Source organism: Actinophytocola sediminis (assembly GCF_054779715.1).
In genome coordinates, this window is the sequence record NZ_BAAGXS010000001.1 from 36,227 (window position 1) to 52,730 (window position 16,504).

The 16,504-nt window shown below is 70.8% G+C and carries 20 protein-coding genes; 12 read left to right on the plus strand and 8 right to left on the minus strand.

The annotated features are described in order from the left end of the window. Window position 1: 1 nt before the first annotated feature. Together ACYVIP_RS00160 and ACYVIP_RS00165 are read right to left on the minus strand one after the other, a co-directional pair. Complete coding sequence (locus ACYVIP_RS00160; protein WP_460390596.1) at window positions 2-403, minus strand: TIGR03618 family F420-dependent PPOX class oxidoreductase; 402 nt, start codon at window positions 401-403, stop codon at window positions 2-4. A gap of 76 nt (window positions 404-479) precedes the next feature. Continuing rightward, a complete protein-coding gene (locus ACYVIP_RS00165; RefSeq protein ID WP_460390598.1) occupies window positions 480-1,202 on the minus strand; it encodes a LysR substrate-binding domain-containing protein in 723 nt (240 codons plus the stop codon). Window positions 1,203-1,246: 44 nt separating this feature from the next. On the opposite strand from ACYVIP_RS00165, the gene ACYVIP_RS00170 reads away from it, so the two are divergent. Both ACYVIP_RS00170 and ACYVIP_RS00175 read left to right on the plus strand, forming a co-directional pair. After that, window positions 1,247-1,630, plus strand: a complete 384-nt coding sequence (locus ACYVIP_RS00170; protein WP_460390600.1) for a DUF5997 family protein — start codon at window positions 1,247-1,249, stop codon at window positions 1,628-1,630. A gap of 265 nt (window positions 1,631-1,895) precedes the next feature. Next, on the plus strand, window positions 1,896-2,375 hold the full coding sequence (locus tag ACYVIP_RS00175) for a hypothetical protein (protein ID WP_460390602.1): 480 nt from the start codon (window positions 1,896-1,898) through the stop codon (window positions 2,373-2,375). A 47-nt stretch (window positions 2,376-2,422) separates the two neighbouring features. Here the strand turns inward: ACYVIP_RS00175 and ACYVIP_RS00180 are convergent, their stop codons facing one another. Then, on the minus strand, window positions 2,423-3,256 hold the full coding sequence (locus ACYVIP_RS00180; protein ID WP_460390604.1) for a helix-turn-helix domain-containing GNAT family N-acetyltransferase: 834 nt from the start codon (window positions 3,254-3,256) through the stop codon (window positions 2,423-2,425). A gap of 101 nt (window positions 3,257-3,357) precedes the next feature. On the opposite strand from ACYVIP_RS00180, the gene ACYVIP_RS00185 reads away from it, so the two are divergent. From ACYVIP_RS00185 to ACYVIP_RS00205, 5 genes are all read left to right on the plus strand, one after another. Beyond that, on the plus strand, window positions 3,358-4,686 hold the full coding sequence (locus ACYVIP_RS00185) for an FAD-dependent oxidoreductase (RefSeq protein ID WP_460390606.1): 1,329 nt from the start codon (window positions 3,358-3,360) through the stop codon (window positions 4,684-4,686). 89 nt (window positions 4,687-4,775) lie between these two features. Beyond that, window positions 4,776-5,933: an acyl-CoA dehydrogenase family protein gene (locus ACYVIP_RS00190; protein WP_460390608.1), complete on the plus strand. Its 1,158-nt coding sequence runs from the start codon at window positions 4,776-4,778 to the stop codon at window positions 5,931-5,933. Next, window positions 5,930-6,733 carry an HTD2 family dehydratase gene (locus ACYVIP_RS00195; RefSeq protein ID WP_460390610.1) on the plus strand — a complete coding sequence of 268 codons (804 nt, stop codon included), beginning with the start codon at window positions 5,930-5,932 and terminating at the stop codon, window positions 6,731-6,733. The genes ACYVIP_RS00190 and ACYVIP_RS00195 overlap by 4 nt, the downstream gene beginning before the upstream one ends. A 110-nt stretch (window positions 6,734-6,843) precedes the next feature. Next, entirely contained in the window at window positions 6,844-7,128 is a 285-nt protein-coding gene (locus ACYVIP_RS00200; RefSeq protein ID WP_460390612.1) for a hypothetical protein, read from the plus strand. Between the two features lie 141 nt (window positions 7,129-7,269). Next, window positions 7,270-8,559 (plus strand): glycosyltransferase, encoded by a 1,290-nt coding sequence (locus tag ACYVIP_RS00205; RefSeq protein ID WP_460390614.1) that lies wholly within the window; start codon window positions 7,270-7,272, stop codon window positions 8,557-8,559. Between the two features lie 6 nt (window positions 8,560-8,565). Here the strand turns inward: ACYVIP_RS00205 and ACYVIP_RS00210 are convergent, their stop codons facing one another. After that, complete coding sequence (locus ACYVIP_RS00210; RefSeq protein ID WP_460390616.1) at window positions 8,566-9,501, minus strand: alpha/beta hydrolase family protein; 936 nt, start codon at window positions 9,499-9,501, stop codon at window positions 8,566-8,568. Between the two features lie 59 nt (window positions 9,502-9,560). Between ACYVIP_RS00210 and ACYVIP_RS00215 the strand changes: the two genes are divergently transcribed. Next, the gene (locus ACYVIP_RS00215) at window positions 9,561-10,088 is read left to right on the plus strand and encodes a helix-turn-helix domain-containing protein (RefSeq protein WP_460390618.1); all 528 of its coding nucleotides are present in this window, start codon (window positions 9,561-9,563) and stop codon (window positions 10,086-10,088) included. A gap of 26 nt (window positions 10,089-10,114) precedes the next feature. Next, complete coding sequence (locus tag ACYVIP_RS00220) at window positions 10,115-10,912, plus strand: SDR family oxidoreductase (RefSeq protein ID WP_460390620.1); 798 nt, start codon at window positions 10,115-10,117, stop codon at window positions 10,910-10,912. Between the two features lie 15 nt (window positions 10,913-10,927). Here ACYVIP_RS00220 and ACYVIP_RS00225 read toward each other — a convergent pair whose 3' ends face one another. Beyond that, window positions 10,928-11,299: a MerR family transcriptional regulator gene (locus ACYVIP_RS00225; protein WP_460390622.1), complete on the minus strand. Its 372-nt coding sequence runs from the start codon at window positions 11,297-11,299 to the stop codon at window positions 10,928-10,930. A gap of 122 nt (window positions 11,300-11,421) precedes the next feature. Here ACYVIP_RS00225 and ACYVIP_RS00230 point away from each other — a divergent pair, with 122 nt between their 5' ends. After that, window positions 11,422-12,507 (plus strand): alkene reductase, encoded by a 1,086-nt coding sequence (locus tag ACYVIP_RS00230; RefSeq protein ID WP_460390624.1) that lies wholly within the window; start codon window positions 11,422-11,424, stop codon window positions 12,505-12,507. 101 nt (window positions 12,508-12,608) lie between these two features. Next, window positions 12,609-13,496: a class I SAM-dependent methyltransferase gene (locus tag ACYVIP_RS00235; protein ID WP_460390626.1), complete on the plus strand. Its 888-nt coding sequence runs from the start codon at window positions 12,609-12,611 to the stop codon at window positions 13,494-13,496. Between the two features lie 157 nt (window positions 13,497-13,653). On the opposite strand, the gene ACYVIP_RS00240 is transcribed toward ACYVIP_RS00235, so the two are convergent. Beyond that, a complete protein-coding gene (locus ACYVIP_RS00240) occupies window positions 13,654-14,139 on the minus strand; it encodes an anthrone oxygenase family protein (protein WP_460390628.1) in 486 nt (161 codons plus the stop codon). 92 nt (window positions 14,140-14,231) lie between these two features. After that, window positions 14,232-15,044, minus strand: coding sequence for an AfsR/SARP family transcriptional regulator (locus ACYVIP_RS00245; RefSeq protein ID WP_460390630.1), 813 nt, complete (start codon window positions 15,042-15,044; stop codon window positions 14,232-14,234). Window positions 15,045-15,277: 233 nt separating this feature from the next. Here ACYVIP_RS00245 and ACYVIP_RS00250 point away from each other — a divergent pair, with 233 nt between their 5' ends. Next, window positions 15,278-15,760, plus strand: a complete 483-nt coding sequence (locus ACYVIP_RS00250) for an anthrone oxygenase family protein (RefSeq protein WP_460390632.1) — start codon at window positions 15,278-15,280, stop codon at window positions 15,758-15,760. A gap of 61 nt (window positions 15,761-15,821) precedes the next feature. Here ACYVIP_RS00250 and ACYVIP_RS00255 read toward each other — a convergent pair whose 3' ends face one another. Beyond that, window positions 15,822-16,487, minus strand: coding sequence for a TVP38/TMEM64 family protein (locus ACYVIP_RS00255; protein WP_460390634.1), 666 nt, complete (start codon window positions 16,485-16,487; stop codon window positions 15,822-15,824). Window positions 16,488-16,504 lie beyond the last annotated feature (17 nt).

Sequence of the window (16,504 nt, forward strand, 5' to 3'; positions counted from 1 at the left end):
GTCAGGCGTTGCCGAGCACCCTGGTCACGGTGATCTCGATGACCACGCGCTGCGGGTTCGGCCTTGGCTGCCGGTAGCGCGCGGCGTAGCGGCGCTCCGCGTCGCGCACGGAGTCCGGGTCGTCGCGCAGCACCGCGCGTCCCTCCAGCGTGGACCAGCGTGGGCCGTCGAGCTGGCAGACGGCGACCGGGACGCCCCGCGCGCCCGCTTCCCTGACCAGCCGGGCTTTCTTCGACGAGCCGAAGGTGATCACCCTGGCGACTCCCGCGTCGAAGTCCACCGTGACCCCGACGGCGACGACGTGCGGAGTGCCGTCGGGACGGACGGTGGTCAGGGTCGCGAGATGCCGTTCGGTCCAGAACTCCCGGAAGGCGTCACCACGCGCGGTCAGGTCGATCGTCATGACCAACAACGCTAGCGGTGACGTCGGCGATGACGTCGGCGGTGGCGTCGGCGGAACTACCGGTATATCAAGGAGTTCACCGGTGGCGCGGCCGACCGCGCCGGCCGTCGCGCCCTCGGTGACCACCCGAGGACCGGCTCGTCGCGGCCTTGCGCGGGGCGGGCGCGGGAGGTTTCTGCTGGGTCGGCGGCCGGCCCCGCGTGCTGTTGACCGTCCGCCCCCGCACGATCCCGATGAACTGCTCCATGAGGTCGGTGGTCTCGTCGGCCAGCCAGGTGAGCGCGACCCGGGACTCGGGGGCGAAGTCGACCGGCCGGTAGGTGAGGTCCCGGCGGTGGTGCAGCCGGGCGATCGACTGCGGGACCACGAGCAGGCCCACCCCGGCCGCCACCAGCTCGACCGCGTCGGTGGTCGTGGCTGGCCGGTGGTGGGCGGCGACCCCGGGTGGTCCTTCCCAGTCGAGCGGGTCGTCCTGGGGGTGCAGCAGGACGGTGTCGGCGAGGTCGGCCTCGGCCACCTCCGCCGCCTCGGCCAGCTCGTGGTCCTTGGGCAGCACGAGCACGGTCGTCTCGGTGTAGAGGGGGATGGCCGACAGCCCGGTGCGGTCGATCGGCAGCCGCAGCAGGGCCGCGTCGGCGCCACGCTCGCGCACCACGCCGACGGCGTCGGCGGCGGCCACCTGGTCGAGCACGATCGGCACGTCGGGCAGCCGCGTGCGCCAGACCCCCGCCCACTTGCCCGGCGTCACCCCCGGCACGTACGCGAGCCGGAACGTCGGTGGTGGGTCCTGGCTCGTCACGAGGGCAGATTACCGGGTGTGAGCGGGGCGGCTACCCTCGCCGCATGACGTCGCGCAAGACCCCACAGACGATGAAGCCCGCGACCGCGGCGAAGAAGCTGGGGGTGTACCTCGAGGCCACCCCCGCGGAGTTCCGCAACGGCGTCGTGTCGCGCGACGAGCTGAACGCGCTGCAGGCCGACCCGCCGGAGTGGCTGCGCGACCTGCGCCGCAACGGGCCGCATCCGCGCTCGGTCGTCGCCGCCCGACTGCGGATCTCGCTCAGTGGCCTCGCCCGCGCGGGCATCACCGACGCGTTGACCACCGACGAGATCGAGGCGTTGAAGGCCGAGAACCCGGACTGGCTCCAGCGCGAACGCGATACCCAGATCGACGTCCGCAAGGAGGCCGCCCGGCTGAAGGCGGCCGAGGAGTCACGTAAGAGTTAGCACGGCGCCGCAGAATCGTGGCGATGGTCAGGCGTTCGCAGCAACGGGGGCATGAGCAGGCTCGCGGATCCTTTGCGGTACAGCGAAGCCGGCCGTCCGGTTGTCGGCATCCGCCGACCACGCCAAGGCCTACATTCGGCAACCCGACGCCGCACACAACGCGGCCGTCACCCTGCGACACCTGATCCCCTGTCTCCCGGCCCGGCTGCTCGACGGCAGCCACGTCGGTCCTCCCTCCTGACCAGCGCGTTCTAGGATCGGGCGGGTGGGAGACATCGAATCGACGACGATCAGGTACGACTGGCCGCCCGGCGGAACCGACCCGTTCGCCGCTGACGACGGGCCGACCCGCTGGGTGTTCCGCACGACCGAGCGGTCGCCGTGGGGGCGGGCCTGGCCGGCCGGCGACGCCCGCGGGTTCGGCGGGTTCGGCGACTTCGTCGAGCGGGTGCCCATGGGATACAAGGCGATCCAGCTCTACGAGCGGCTGGCGATCGTCCAGGATGGACAGGTGCTCGGTCGCTGGGCGGAGACCGCCGCGCCGTCCGCGACCTCGGAACTGAGCGAGCGGTCGGGCGGGGTGTACGCCGTCATGCCGCAACGGCAGGTCACGGTCGCGGCCGCCGACCTGCCGGCGGCGACCGACGCCGACGGGCTGATCCGGCGGGCGATCGCGAGGTCCCTGGTCACGCCGGGGATCGCGTTCCTGGCCGGCCGCTGCCTGCGTCATCAGACCTGGCACTGAGCACGGCGGCGCCGCCGACGGCGATCGCTGGGCATTCAGGGCATTGCCTACCGGACCGGTGAGCGGCGTTCGATGAGAACGGTGTCGTGCCATACGTCGTCGATGCGCGCGATGCGTTCGCGGATGCCGACGGTTCGGTAGCCGGCGGCGTGGTGCAGGGCGATGCTGGCGCGGTTCTCGGTGAGGATCGAGGTCTGCAGGGTCCAGATGCCGGCGTCGTCGGCGGCGGTGACCTGCTTGTGCAGCAGGGCTTTGCCCGCGCCCCGGCCGCGGTGACCGTCGGCGACGTAGACGGAGGTCTCGGCGACACCCGCGTAGCACGCACGGCCCGAGACCGGGCCGGCCGCCGCCCAACCGACGACGTCGCCGGCGATCTCGGCGATCCAGCGATGGCCGGGCAGCCAGTTCGCGTCGAGGGTGGCGCGGCTGGGAACGATGGTGTCGAAGGTGGCGATCCCGGTGGCGATTCCCTCGCCGTAGATCCGGCGCACCGCCGGCCAGTCACGGGATTCGAGGGCGCGCACGGTCACGTCGTCCGGCACGTCGTCGGGGCAGCAGGGGCGGGGGGCGAGCAGGCCCATGACGGCGTCGGCGGCGTGTGGCAGCCCGGCGCAGCAGGCCTCGTTGACCGTGACGATCGTGGCCGTGCCCTCCTTGCGGAGCCGGACGAAGCCGACGTCGGCGAGCTTGCGCACGTGATGGGAGGTGGTGGACTGGCTGGTGCCGAGGACCTCGGTCAGCGCCCCGACGGTGATGCCGGTCGGGCTGGTGGCCACGGCGTGCAGGAGGCGGACGCGGACGGGCTCGGCCAGGCAGGCGAACCACTCGGCGTAGGTGGCCGCCTCGCCGGTGGGCAGGACCTGGGGCAGCGCGATCGGCATGAACCCGAGTATATCGACTTGGATCGATGCTTGCTTCTATCGAGCGTGGTCGATACTCTTCGGCGAAGTCAATCGAGCTGGATCGATGAAAGGGCGTTGGGATGAGTGAGTTGCCGGTGGTGGTCCTCGGGGCCGGCCCGATCGGCCTGGCCGCGGCCGCCGAACTGGCCGAACGGGGGCTCCGGCCGTTGGTGCTCGAACGCGGGGACCGCGCCGGCGCGGCCGTGGCGCAGTGGCATCACGTCCGGCTGTTCTCCCGCTGGGCCGAGCTGGTCGCGCCGGCCGCCCGCCGCCTGCTGGAGCCGCGCGGTTGGCTGCCCCCGGACCCCGACGGGTACCCGACCGGCGCGGACTGGGCCGACTCGTACCTGACTCCGCTGGCCGACGCGCTGGGGGACCGGGTCCGGTTGCGGGCCGAGGCCGTCGGTGTCGCCCGTCGGGGCCGGGACCGGGTCGTGGACGCCGGGCGCGCGACCGAACCGTTGACCGTGCACGTGCGCACCGCCGACGGCACCGAGGAACGGATCACCGCGCGAGCGGTCATCGACGCCTCCGGCACCTGGACCGCCCCCAACCCCCTCGGCGGCGACGGGCTGCCCGCGATCGGGGAGGGCTCGGCCGCCGACCGCGTCGTCTACCGGGTCCCGGACCTCACCGACCCGACGGTCGCCGACCGGTACGCGGGCAGGCACGTCGTCGTCGCGGGCAGCGGGCACTCGGCGTTGACCGCGCTGGTGGCCATGGCCGGACTGGCCGAGCGGCGGCCGAGGACCCGGATCACCTGGCTGCTGCGCCGGGGCGCGGTCGGCGCGGTCTTCGGCGGCGGCGCGGCCGACCAGCTCCCGGCCCGCGGCGCGCTCGGACTGCGGGCACAGGCCGCGGTGGCGGCCGGTCACATCGAGGTGGCCACCGGGTTCCGCACCGAGGCGGTCGAGCGCGACAGCGCGGGCCGGCTGGCGCTGGTGTCCTCGGCGGGCCAGCGCCTGGAGTCGGTGGACGAGGTCGTGGTGCTGGCCGGGTTCCGGCCCGACCTGTCGTGGTTGTCGGAGGTCCGGCTCGCGGTGGACGCGACGTTGCAGGCGCCGGTGGCGTTGGCGCCGTTGATCGACCCGAACGCGCACTCCTGCGGCACCGTCTACCCGCACGGCGTCCGGGAACTGGCCCACCCCGAGCCGAACGTCTTCCTGGTCGGGATGAAGAGCTACGGCCGGGCACCGACCTTCCTGGCGATGACCGGCTACGAGCAGGTCCGCTCCATCGCCGCCGCGCTGGCCGGGGACCGCGAGTCGGCCGAACGGGTGGAGTTGGTGCTGCCCGAGACCGGCGTGTGCGGCGGGTCCGGCGTGTTCGACGCGCCCGCCGAGGCGCAGGGCGGTGGCTGCTGCACGGCTCCCGAGGTGCTGTCGCTGTCCGCCCCGCCGACGCGCTGACGTCGACGGAGAGACCCGGTACCCGACGCGCACAATGAGGCGGTCAGGGCCGGGTCCGGCGCTGTCGAGCAGCAGCGGAGGGACGCGTGATGACCGAGCTCAGCGAGGACGAGGCCGCGATCGTCGCCCTGGTGGCGGACTGGGTCGATCGTGAGGTGCGGCCGGTCGCGCGGGAGCTGGAGCACGCCGACACTTATCCCGACACGCTCATCGAGCAGATGAAGCGGATGGGGATCTTCGGGCTCGCCGTGCCGGCGCCGTGGGGTGAGGCGCACGTGTCGGCGCAGTGCTACGCGGCCGTCACCGAGGAGCTGGCGCGCGGCTGGATGAGCCTGGCCGGGGCGATGGGCGGCCACACCGTGGTGGCGACGTTGTTGGTGGCGTTCGGGACCAGGGCCCAGCAGGACCGGTACCTGCCGCGGATGGCCTCCGGCGAGCTCCGCGCGACGATGGCGCTGACCGAGCCGGGCGGTGGGTCGGATCTGCAGGCCATCCGGACCACCGCGCGGCGCGATGGCGAACGGTACGTGGTCAACGGGTCCAAGACCTGGATCACCAACGCCCGCCGGTCGGAGCTGGTCGCGCTGTTGTGCAAGACCGATCCCCAGGCGAGTCCGGCACACCGGGGCATCAGTGTGCTGCTGGTGGAGAAGGGACCGGGTTTCCACGTCTCCCGCGACCTGCCGAAGCTGGGGTACAAGGGAGTCGAGAGCTGCGAGCTGTCCTTTGTGGACTTCCGGGTGCCCGCCGATGCGCTGCTCGGTGGGGTCGAGGGGGCCGGGTTCGCGCAGATGATGCGTGGCCTGGAGATCGGGCGCATCCAGGTGGCCTGCCGGGCACTCGGCGTCGGCCGGGCGGCGTTCGAGGACGCGCTGCGGTATGCCCAGGAGCGGGAGACGTTCGGGCAGCCGATCTGGCAGCACCAGTCGATCGGCAACTACCTGGCGGACATGGGGACCAAGCTGGAGGCCGCGCGGCAGCTGGTGTTGTACGCGGCGCGACGCTACGACTCGGGGCAGCGGGCGGACACCGAGGCCGGGATGGCGAAGCTGTTCGCGTCGGAGACCGCGATGGAGGTGGCGTTGAACGCGGTGCGCGTCCACGGCGGCTACGGCTATTCCACCGAGTTCGATGTGGAGCGTTACTTCCGCGACGCGCCGCTGATGATCGTCGGCGAGGGCACCAACGAGATCCAGCGCAACGTCATCGCGCGCCAGCTCGTCAAGCGCCACCGGATCGGGTCGTGACCGACGTCGTCGAGCGGACCGAGATCCTGCGGCCGGAACCGGCACTGGCGTTGGGCGCGTTGCTGGACGTGCCGGTCCCGGATCTCGAACGCGCTGGACTGCCGCTGCTGTGGCACTGGCTGTACCTGTTGGACCGGCCGGCGCAGGGCGACCTCGGCGAGGACGGGCATCCGGTTCGCGCGACCGTGCCCGCTCCGCCGGGTCCGGGGCGCCGTCGGATGTGGGCGGGCGGCCGTGTCCGGACGACCGGCGTGCTGCGGTGTGGCGAGCCGGCGACCCGGCGCACCGAAGTCCTTTCCGTGCGGGAGAAAACCGGTCGATCCGGCGCGCTGACCTTCGTCGTGGTCGGACACCGGATCCACCAGCACGGGCAGCTCGTCGTCGACGAGCGGCAGGACCTCGTCTACCGCGCGGCGAACGGAAACCCGCCGGTCCCCGACAGCGGCGAGCCGTTGCCCGTCACCGAGGACGAGTGGCGGATCGCGGTGTCGCCGACGTTGTTGTTCCGGTTCTCCGCGCTGACCTACAACGCGCACCGGATCCACTACGACCGCGACTACGCCCGCGATGTCGAGGGCTATCCGGGTCTGCTCACCCACGGCCCACTCCAGGCACTCGCGATGGCCGAAGCCGTGCGCTGCCGAGGGAATGCCGGCGGCGACTTCGACTACCGGCTGGTGGCGCCGCTGTTCGACCACCAGGGCATGGTGATCAGCGTGACCGCCGGCCAGGGGGAGTTCGTGACCACCGTCCGCGACGTGCATGGCCGCCGGACGGCCACCGGGACGCTCCGACGCTGAGCCGGCGTAGGAGAAACAAGGGTGAAACCGCCGTAAGCCTTCGTTAAGGCCTTGTTCGCTCATCCGGTGCCATGATCGGACACAGCCGATCCACTGGGGAGCAGCGGGCGATGAAGGACAACATGGGGCGCACAGCGAATGCGGTACGCGGCCGCGGAATCGTGATCGCGGTGGTCACCGCGATCGTGGTCGTGGTCGGCGCGCGGTTGGCGGTGCTGGTCAGCCAGCACATGATGAATTCGGTCGCACTCGTCGGATCGTGGCTGATGCTCGCGCTGCTTGCGGGTTATCTCGTCACGAGATTTCGTCCGTCGGTGGGGATCCCGGTGCTTTTCGGCGTGGGGATCGGTGTGGTCGTGGTCGTGATTTTCGCCGGCATGGGCATGATGGCGTGAATCACCAGGACCGGGGAGCAGGTTCTCGGCCAGCGGGGGTCCTCGGGGCACGGCGGGACGTGCACGACATGATTCCGGTGTCCCTGCTCGACTCCTGAGCTGGCTTCATACTCGACATCCTGGAAAGGAATCCTTCCTGGCATGGCATCCATCATCGTTGCGGCAACGCCCGCCACCGGCCACTTCGCACCCATGCTGGCGATCGCGGGCCACCTGGTCCGTCGTGGTCACAACGTCACCGTCACCACTGGTTCGCGGTTCCGGGAGGCGGTCGAGGCGATCGGCGCCAGGTTCGTCCCACTGCAGGGCGACGCCGACTTCATCGCGGACGACGAGGAGAAGAACTTCCCCGAGATCGCGGACCTCCAGCCGGGGCCGGAACGACTGGGCTTCGGGCTACGGAACACGTTCATCCGGCTGATCCCCGATCAGCACCGCACCCTGCAGGCCTTGCTGTCGGAGATGGCCGACGAGCCGGTGGTGGTGTTGCACGAGGTCGCGTTCATGGGCGTGTGGCCGTTACACCTTGGCGCTCCTGGTGTCCGCCCGGCCGCGGTCATCGGCGTCGGTGTCGTTCCGATGGTGCTGACCAGTGAGGACACCGCTCCGTTCGGCATGGGTCTGCCACCGGACAGCTCCCCGGAGGGCAAGGCCCGCAACCGGGCGGCGAACGAGGCCATGCGCGGAGTCTTCGCCGCCACCCAGGAGTACCTGGCGGAGATGCTCGTCTTAGCCGGCGCCACGAAGGAACCGCCGTTCCTCATGGACGCCATGGCGGTCATGTCCGACGAGTTCCTCCAGCTGTCCATCGCGAGCATGGACTACCCGCGCTCCGATCTGCCGGAGTCGGTCCGTTTCATCGGCGCCCTGCCCGTCAGCGCGGACAGCGGGCGGGAGCTTCCCGAGTGGTGGTCGGACGTGCTCGACGCGCGGCAGGTGGTCGTCGTCTCCCAGGGCACGGTGGCCAACAACGACTTCACCGAACTCGTGCAGCCCACGCTCGACGCGCTCGCCGACGAGGACGTCCTCGTGGTGGCCGCGCTTGGCCGCGAGGCCACGCTGGACCGCGTGCCGGCCAACGCCCGCGTCGCCGAGTTCGTCCCGTTCGGTGCGCTCCTGCCGCACGCCGACGTCCTGGTCAGCAACGGTGGTTTCGGTGGTGTCCAGCAGGCACTGAGTAGCGGTGTCCCGCTGGTGCTGGCCGGACTCACCGAGGACAAGATGGAGGTGACCGCGCGCGCGGCGTGGACCGGCGCCGCGATCAACCTCGCTACCCAGCGGCCGGATCCCGCCGACCTGGCCACCGCCGTGCGGACCGTGCTCACCGACCAGTCCTACCGCCGACGCGCCACCGAACTGGCCGACGAGTACGCCCGACACGACCCGTTCGCCGCGGTCGAACAGGCCATTGTGGACCAGCTCCGGGCGTGACACCGGTCAGCGGAGCCGGTCGGCCAGCCAGGTCGCGACGCCGGTGAGGATGTCGGGTGCCACCGGCTCGCGTAGTTGCCGGCGGTAGGACACCACCGACGGCCGGCCGGGGTCGCGGCGCAGGATGTGGGTGAGGTCGGGGACGCGGTGGGTTTGCGCCCCGCCGGGGACCAGCCGGGAGATGACCTCCAGGTCGGCCGGGTCGACCTGGAGGTCCTTCTCGCCGGTGATGGCCAGCACGGGGGCCTGGAGGTTGGCCAGGTCGGCCCTCGGGTCGTGGGCGAGCTGTTCGCGCCACCACCGGGCGTTGACCCGCATGCCGCCGACCCTGGCCACGTCGCCGGTGGTGTCGGCCAGGCGGGCGAGGTGGCGGGTGGCGAGCCGGCGCAGCACCGGGCGCAGGACCCGTGCCGGACCGCGCAGGCTCGCGGCCAGCTGGCTGAACTGCCACTCCACGGCCTCGACCCCTGGCCGGGCGTAGCCGGCGAGCAGCACCACCGCGGCGAGGGACTCGTGGGCGCCCAGCCACATCGCGTGCACCGCGCCCTCGCTGTGCCCGACCACCCCGACGGTCTCGGCCCGGATCTCCCGGTGGGCGCGCAGCGCGCGGAACGCGGCGGCCGCGTCGGCGCGGTTGGTGTGGAAGCCGACCGCGCGCCAGTCGCCGGGGGTGGCGCCGACGCCGCGCCGGTCGTAGCGCAGGGACGCGACGCCGTGGGCGGCCAGGGTCTCGGCCAGCGGCCGGCCGAGGCACATGCGCACCCGGCCCGCGTTGGAGTCGCGGTCCAGCCGGCCCGATCCCGGCAGGAACACCACGGCCGGGTGCGGTCCTGGCCCGGCGGGCAGGGTCAGGGTGCCGGCGAGGGCGACGCCGTCGTCCGCGTTCGCGTTGAACTCCAGTTCCCGCGACTGGGTGGTTCCGAGAGTGGATCGGCCGGTCATCCCGCACCTCCATTGTTATCAGTTTTGAGAAAAGTATCAGATGTAGGAATCATGTGTCCATGGCGACCCTGGACCTCCTCCTGCACCCCGTCCGGCTGCGCATCCTGCGCGCGTTGCTGGACGGCCGGCCCGGCACCACGGCCCAACTGCGCGAGCGGTTGCCCGACATCGCGCCGGCCACGATGTACCGGCACATCGCGACGCTGACCGCCGCCGGGATCCTGGAAGTCGTGGACGAGAAGCGGGTGCGCGGCACCATGGAGCGGACCTACCAGGTGCGCTTCGACCGCGCCGAGCTCGCGCCGGCCGACCGCGCCGCCATGACCGCAGACGACCACCGGCGGGCGTTCACCGCGTTCGTCGGCGGGCTGCTGGCCGACTTCGACCACTACCTGGCCGGCCAGCCGGCCGACCCGACCGCCGACGGCGTGACCTACCGCCAGGCGGCCATCTGGCTGACCGACGACGAACTGGCCGAGCTGCTCACCGAACTGCGCACCGCGGTCACCGCGCGCGGCGGCAACGACCCCGCCCCCGGTCGCGTTCGGCGGGTGATCAGCCTGATCGCGGTGCCCACGGACGACTGAGCGGTGTGACTAGGGTGCACGGTGTGGTGAGTGCTGAGCGTGGGTCGTTGGCGGGCCGGGTCGCGGTGGTGACCGGGGTCGGCCGCCGGGCCGGGATCGGGTTCGCGGTGGCCAGGGAGCTGTTGGCGGCCGGTGCCTCGGTCCTTGTGCAGTCGTGGTCCCCGCACGATGCCGAACAACCGTGGGGCGCCGATCCGGTCGGCGACGCCGGGATCGTGGAGCTGCTTGGCGGTGCGGGTCCCCGGCTGCGGCACGTCGCCGCCGACTTCGCCGACCCGCTGGCACCCGGGCAGGTGGTGGCCGCCGCGGTGGCGGCCTTCGGCGCGGTCGACGTGGTGGTCGCCAACCACGCCAGGACCTCGAACCAGACCCTCGCCGAGGTCACCGCCGCCGAGCTGGATCTGGCCTGGGCGGTGAACGCCCGCGCGAGCGTGCTGCTGGCGCAGGCGTTCGCCGCCGCGCATGACGACCAGCGCCCCGCCGGCCGAATCATCCTGTTCACCTCCGGGCAGCACCTGGCGCCGATGAGCCAGGAGGTGCCGTACGCGGTCAGCAAGGGCGCCATCCACCAGATGACGCTCACCCTGTCCGACGCGCTGGTCGACCGGGGGATCACGGTCAACACGCTCAACCCCGGACCGGTCGACACCGGCTGGGCCGACCAGGACCTCACCGAACGGGTGGGGCGCGCGCTGCCCGCCGGACGGTGGGGGAGTCCCGCCGAGGTGGCCCAGCTGGTCCGCTGGCTGGCGTCGGCCGAGAGCCAGTGGATCACCGGTCAGATCATCAACGCCGAAGGCGGGTTCCGTCGCTGGGTCATGTGACCCGATGACCGCCGGTCAGGCGGCGTGCTCGCGGGCGTCGCGGTGGGCCTTGGCGGTGGCGATCAACCGGTCGAGCGCGTCGCGGGTGCGCAACAGGTCCTCGATGTGGTTGGCGAGCCCGTCGCGTTCGGCGACCATGCGGGTCATCGCGGCGTCGGAGTTCTCGTCGCTCGGCGAGTCGACGCAGGGCAACAGCTCGACGATGGTGCGGCTGGACAGCCCGGCGGTGAACAGGCGCTGGAGGAAGGCGACCCGCTCGACGTCGTCCTCGGTGTAGTGCCGCTGCCCGCCGGCGCTGCGGGTGCTGGTGAGCAGTCGCTGCTCCTCGTAGTAGCGCAACGAACGGACACTGACTCCGGTCCTCGCGGCGAGTTCGCCGATGCGCATCGCGGCCTCCTGACTGTGACCCCGGTCCCCAGGACTTGCCTCTCACATTGATGTCAGGTTTTAGCGTAGCTGGCGGGCCCACCGATGCGGGGCATGGACCACCAGTACGAAGGAGCTACGGCATGACCACGCTGTTCGACCGCTACCACCTCGGCGGTCTGGAACTGCCCAACCGGGTCGTGATGGCCCCGATGACCCGGGTCCGCGCCGCGGCCGGGAGCCTCGCGACCCCGTCGATGGCGGCCTACTACGCCCAGCGGGCCACCGCCGGGCTGATCGTCAGCGAAGGCGTGCAGCCCAGCCTGGTCGGGCAGTCCAACCCGGGCACCCCGGGTCTGCACACCGACGAGCAGCAGGCGGCCTGGCGTCCGGTCACCGACGCCGTGCACGCCAACGGCGGGCGCATTTTCGCCCAGCTCATGCACGGCGGCCGGGTGTCGCACCAGGACACCACCGGCCACCAGCCGACAGGCCCGTCCGCGGTGGCCGCCGTTGGCGAGGTGTTCACCCCGACCGGGCCGAAGCCCGCGCCGGTTCCCCGCGCCCTGGCCATGTCCGAGGTGCCAGAGCAGGCGCGCTCGTACGCCGGGGCCGCGCGGCGCGCCGTCGACGCCGGGTTCGACGGCGTCGAGTTGCACGGCGCGAACGGCTACCTGATCTCGCAGTTCCTGTCTTCCAACGCCAACCTGCGCACCGACTCCTACGGCGGCCCGATCGCCAACCGCATCCGCTTCGCCGTCGAGGCGGTCGCCGCCACCGTGGACGCGGTCGGCGCGGCCCGCACCGCGATCAGGCTCTCGCCCGGCGGCACCTTCTGGGGTGTCGCGGAGACCGAGGTGCCGGCGCTGTACGCGGCACTGCTCACCGAGCTGGCCCGCTTCGACCTCGCCTACGTGCATCTGGAGGCCACCACCGAGGAGGAGACCCTGGTGGGGCTGCGCCGCGCGTGGCCGGGCAGCCTGATCATGAACCCGGTGTTGCCGATGGGTCCACAGCAGACCGACCGGACCACCGCCGACCACTGGCTCGGGCTGGGCGCGGACCTGATCAGCTTCGGCCGCGCGTTCATCGCCAACCCCGACCTGGTGGAGCGGCTGCGCACCGGCCTGCCGGTCGCCCCGGCCGACCCGGCCACGTTCTATCAGGGTGGCGACCACGGATATCTCACTTATCCGGCATACCAGTACGCCGCCGCGGTCGCCGGCTAGTTTCTTCATACCCAGGACATGAATTTTTCCCTTATGGCTAACGCCCGCCGCCGGTAGCGTCCGTAATCACATTTAGGGAACGCACAAGGGAGAGGTAAGCAGTGACGGCAACAAGTGATCCGGGCGTCGATGGCTTCACCCCGCCGACCCCCGAGGGAATCGGAACCAACTATGACCAGTTCGCTGCTCTCCATGGCCTGATCGCCAGCGATGTCAGCCTACATATCGGCATGTGGACCCTGCCAGGTGAACGCGAGGCCGCGTCCACTCTCCTCGATCTGTCCAACCGGTCCCAGGAGCGGGCGGACGACTACCACTTCGAAACCCTCGGGCTGACGGCCAGCGATCACCTGCTGGACATCGGCTGCCGCAGCGGTGGGACGGCGATCCGGCTGGCCCAGCACAGTGGCGGGCGGTCCACCGGGATCGATGTCAGTCGCAGCCAGCTCGCCGAGGCGGTCGCCAGCGCGGAGTCGGCCGGGGTGTCGGACCGGGTTTCCTTCCAGTACGGCAATGCCATGGCCCTCGACTTCGCGGACGAGACGTTCGACGCCGCGGTGGCCCTCGAGGTGTTCCCGCACCTGTCGGACCGGCAGCTGGGATACAACGAGGCCTTCCGGGTGTTGCGGCCGGGCTCCTTCTTCCTGGTGAGCGAGTTCATCCTGCGCAACGGGAAGCCGTCGGACGAGGAGCTGGACGCGTTCCTGCAGACCTGGCAGATCATGCCCCCGACCACGCCGGCGAAGACGATGGAGCGGGCCGCGGCCGCGGGCTTCGAGTTGTTCAGGGTCGAGAACATGAGCCAGAACGTCGCCTTCAGTGGCGAGGGAATGGCTTTCCTCTACGCCGACCGGCGCGATGAGATCGTCAAGCGCTACGGGCCGGAGGCGGCCGAGCACATGGATCACATCATGCCGCTGATCCGTTCCTTCTTCAGCAACCACCTCGGTTCCTACCTGTTCCTGCTGCGCAAGCCAGGAAAGGTCTGAAAATGCCCTGAATGGGCCATTCGGGACGTACACCGTCCTGAATGGCCCATTCGAGGCATTTCGACACGGCCCGGCGTGTTGCTCGCGCCGGGCCGTGAAACGTGAAAGCCCCCGCCGCACCAACAGGTGGCGGCGGGGGCGGCGGTCGGCTCAGCGGTCACCCACGGCGAACCCACAGCGACCGGCACAGGCACGCCGTGGCCAGCGTCACGGCGATGGTCCTGGCGGTATGGGCGGTCACCCACGACTGCTCGGTCTCCTCGCGGAGGGCGGCCAGGTCGGCGATCTTGTCCGGGTCGCCGGCCTTGTCCAGGGTGTCGTTCAGCGGGAAGTGCACCCCGAAGGTGATCAGCATGGCCGCCAGGTAGAGCAGCAGCCCCGCGAGGATCCACCGCACGGCCGCCCGTGCGCCGATCCGGCGCTGGAGCAGCGCGGCCGCACCGGTGAACACGAACGCGCCGATGAACGTGCCGACGAACAACGGCCCCTTGTTCATCGCCCTGATGGTTTCCTGCATGACGGTGACATAGGTCCGGTCATCCGACTCGGCCAGTGCCGGCATGATCGAGACCGACCAGTCGAAGAACGTGCCCGCTATGAGGCCAACGGTCACGGTCGCGGTGCCGTGCACGATCCCGGTCAACCGACCTGATTTCGAGCGAACGGTGGTGACATCCTGGAAATCGTGAGCGGGATTGGGTTTGCTCATATCGCACCCTATCTGGTGTCGCGTGGCTATGAGGCAGTAGTCAGTAACTGCCCACTGGTGTGCTGCTGGTGCAGCGCCGGATCGGAGTTGAGTACCGCCCGCTGAATGCGCTGAATCCACACCGACGGCTCCAACCCCAGTTCGTCGACCATCGTGCGGCGAAGCCGCCGGAAGATCTCCAACGACCGCCACTGCCGGCCGGAGCGGTACTGCGCGATCATGTACTGCGCGCACAGCCGCTCGTTCATGGGGAACCTCGCGGTGAGCTCGGCCAGTTCGCTGAGCAGCAGATGGTGCCGACCGAGGCAGAGATCAGCGTCCACACAGTCCTCCATGATGCCAAGGCGGCTCTCCTCCAGCCGGTTGACGTGGACCCCGAGCGGGTTCCCGGCCTGCACGTCGACCAACGCCGGCCCACGCCACATGGCCAGCGCGCGGCGCAACGAGCCAGACGCCGCCAGGTAGTCCTCGCGCGCCATCTCCTGGATGCCCTGCCGCGCGAGGATGTCGTACTCACCGGCGTCGAGGTCCCGCTGGTTGATCCGCAGCGAGTAGCCGGTGTGCCGAGTGACCAACAGGGTCTTGCCCACCTCGGACTTGCTCAGGCAGAGCGCGTCGGCGATCCGCTGGCGCAGATGCAGAATGTAGGTCTGCAACGTCTGTTGTGCGGTCTCCGGGGGCTCGTTTCCCCACAGTTCCTCGAGCAACAGCCGGACCGACACGATCTCACCGGCATGCAGCGCGAGCAGCGCCAGCATTTGGCGGTGTTTGGCCGCACTCGGGGTGATCGCACTGCCGTCCACATAGGTCTCGAACGGTCCCAGCACGTTGATCCGCATGGCCATGACCTCCCAAGCTCGGCCGGGTTTGGGTAACGCTCTCAGAATGCTTGAGTCGTCGGCAGTGATCAGGGCACGAAGGCTGATGTGAGAAATTGTTGGGCCCGGTATGAGGAACTCATATATGGCTGATGATCGACACCCTGGCCGGGTCGTGGCTGTTCGTGGCAGGCTGTCAGGGCACGAGTGAGACGCGAGACCCGGCGACTGGACCTACGGCACTAGGAGTGGTAATGGACGCAGTTCGGCTCGTCGCACTCGTTCTGGCGACGATCAGCTCCGGACTCATCGCTGGGCTGTTCTACGGCTATCACGTCGCGGTGACCACCGCGCTACGCGGAGTGGACGCCCGGGCGTTCGTGACGTTCAACCAGCAGGTCAACAAGCACATCCTGAACGGCGGATTCTTCCTGCCCTACCTCGGTTCGGCGGTGTTCAGCGCGCTGGCCGCGGTGTTCCTGTTCGGTGGTGACCGCGGCTCGGTGCTGTTGCCCACCGTGCTCGCGTTCGGGTTCAACGTGGTGGCGATCCTGGTCACCGGCGGCGGCAACATCCCGATCAACAACGCGATCGACCGGTCCAACCTCAACGACGCCACCGCGACCCGGGAGCGGTACGAGCAGCGGTGGAACCGGTTCAACGCCATCCGCAGTCTGCTGCACAGCCTCGGCTTCCTGAGCCTGTGCTGGGCCCTGATCGCCTACGGCGCCCTGTAACCCCGCCCCGGTAGCCCCCCGGTGACCGCAGCGAAGGGTCCCTTCGCTGCGGTGGGCGCAGTCAAGGGACCCTTCGCTGCGGTGGAGCGGGAGCCGGGGCCGGGGTGTGGCGGCGGATCGCGAACCACAGGCCCGCGGCGCCGGCGATGGCGCAGGCGGTGGACACCGCGAGCAGGGCGGGCGGGGTGCTGCCGGTGAGCGCGTCTCCCAGGGCCACCGCCGCGATCGTGCCGGGCACGCTGCCGGCCATGGTGCCCACCAGGTAGGGCCGCAGGGGAACCGAGGACAGGCCGCAGGCGTAGTTGGTCGGCAGGAACGGCACGATCGGGATCAGCCGCAGGGAGGTGACCGCGAGCCACCCGCCGCCGGTGAGTCGCTCGTCCACCGTGCGCACGACCGTCCTGGCCAACTGCCTGGCCAGCACTCGCCGGCCAACCGACCGCGCGATCCCGAAGCTGAGCAGCGCGCTGAGCGCGGTGGCGACCAGCGCCACCGGGACGCCGACCACCGGACCGAGCAGCAGTCCGGTGGCGAGCGAGAAGACCGTGCGCGGGATCGGCAGGAGCGTGGCCGCGACGTAGAGCAGGAACATCAGCGCCGGTGCCGCGGCACCGCTGCCCGACGCCCACGTTCGAAGCACCGCCGGCTCCGGCACGGGCAACACCGCCGCCGCGACGACGACCGCCGCCACCAGGATGACGGCCAACAGACTGCTTCCTCGTGGCACCCGCAGAGTGTAGGAGC